This window comes from Candidatus Thermoplasmatota archaeon, assembly GCA_029907305.1.
Taxonomy (GTDB): Archaea; Thermoplasmatota; E2; order DHVEG-1; family DHVEG-1; genus JARYMC01.
The window spans coordinates 1022-2966 of sequence record JARYMC010000116.1 but is presented as its reverse complement, the minus strand read 5'-3'; the positions used below and the strand labels follow the sequence as shown (position 1 = coordinate 2966).

Below are 1945 nucleotides of genomic sequence, written 5' to 3'. Positions count from 1 at the left end.
ATGTTTGTTGGTCTTATGAGGTTGAGTTGTTGCAGAGTAAAAAATAGTATAAATTTCTACTTTCCGAAGTACTGTGTAAAGAAAAAAATAGATAAACCGCTCTCGTATACAAGCATTCGCACTATAAAAGTATATAAAACCCTATTAATTATAATAGGTGTAAGATTTGATTTTAGTAAACCATGAATGGTGAATGAACTTGTCAGGGAAAAACAAGCAAGATGAAGATCAGATACAGGACCAGAAAAAAGAGGAAATTCCTTCTATAGATGAATGGATTAAAACCAAGGATTTTAAAACCACGGCAGACATAAAAGTACCTGAAAGTTTATTAGATCAGGTTATAGGTCAGGATAAAGCTGTTGAGATTGTTAGAAAAGCTGCTGAGCAGAAAAGACATGTTATGCTCATAGGGGACCCTGGTACTGGTAAATCCATGGTCGCAAGGGCTATGACTGAGTTTCTCCCTAAAGAGGAATTAGAGGACATAATTGCTTACCCGAATAATGATGATGCAAACACGCCGCATATACGTGTTGTACCATCAGGTAAGGCTGCTGAGATTATTAGGGCTCAGAGAGCAGAGGCTAAGAAGAAGGCTGAACAGCAAAATAGTATGATATTATCTTTTGTTCTCTTGATTTGTATTATCTCTTTTATTGTTGCTGTTTACACAGAACGCTGGGAGATTATCATTTTTGGTATCCTTGCTGGTGTTATGATCTTTCTTTTCATGGCTCGAGGAGGTTTTAACCAGAGAAGAGAACTTCAGCAGGTTCCGAAGATACTTGTTTCTCATGAGAAAGAAGAGACACCGCCTTTTATTGATGCTACAGCAGCACATTCAGGTGCTTTACTTGGTGATGTTAGACATGATCCTTTCCAGTCAGCTGGTCTTGAGACTCCTCCTCATCAGCTAGTGGAGGCAGGTGCTATACATAGGGCGCATAAAGGTGTACTTTATATTGATGAGATTAACACTCTGAGTCTTCCATCTCAGCAGCATCTACTTACTGCTATACAGGAGAAAAAATTTCAGATAACTGGTCAGTCAGAAAGAAGTTTTGGTGCTATGGTTAAAACAGAGTCTGTGCCATGTGATTTCATCCTAGTTTCTGCTGGTAACCTTGATGCCTTGAGAGGTATGCATCCTGCTCTGCGTTCTAGGATACGAGGTTATGGTTATGAGGTTTACCTTAGTAATAGTATGGATGACAATGATGAGAACAGGACTAAACTTATCCGTTTTGTTGCACAGGAAGTCAAAAAGGATGGTAAGATACCTCATTTCGACAAAGAGGCTGTCGCAGAAATCATAAGGGAGGCTCAAAGACGTGCTGGTTCAAAAGGTAAGCTTTCACTTAGACTTAGAGAACTTGGTGGCCTTGTTAGAGCAGCTGGTGATTTAGCGTTTGAAAAAGGAGATAAGATAGTTACAAAGGAACATGTTTTACATGCAAAGAAGATAGCGAAATCACTAGAGCAGCAGGTTGTGGACAGGGCTATAGAGCAGCGTAAAGAATACCGTTCGTTTAAAACAACAGGTGAAGAGATAGGTGTTGTGAATGGTCTCGCTGTGCATTCTGCTGACCCAAGCATGAGTGAGTTCTCAGGCCTTGTTTTACCAATTGTCGCTGAGGTTACACCAGCTGGTTCACAATCAGAGGGAAGGGTTATAGCAACAGGTAAACTAGGGGACATCGCCAAAGAATCTGTTCTTAACATATCTGCTATAATCAAAAAATATATGGGTAGGGACATATCAAAGAATGATATACATATACAGTTCATAGGTACTTATGAGGGCGTGGAGGGCGACTCAGCCAGTATATCTGTTATAACCGCTGTTATATCAGCTATGGAAGGTGTACCAGTCAGACAGGATGTTGCTATGACAGGTTCACTCAGCATAAGAGGTACCGTTCTACCAATTGGTGGTGTCACC

Annotated in this window: 1 protein-coding gene (only partly in view); it reads left to right on the top strand. The window is 40.3% G+C overall.

Features of this window, described 5'->3' with window-relative positions; translation table 11 throughout:
* Nucleotides 1–256: 256 nt before the first annotated feature.
* On the top strand, nt 257–1945 hold the 5' portion of the coding sequence (lonB, locus tag QHH19_07095) for an ATP-dependent protease LonB (protein ID MDH7518086.1). 405 nt of this gene lie beyond the right edge of the window; 1689 of the gene's 2094 nt are visible here — the first part of the coding sequence; its start codon is at nt 257–259; its stop codon lies off the right edge, out of view.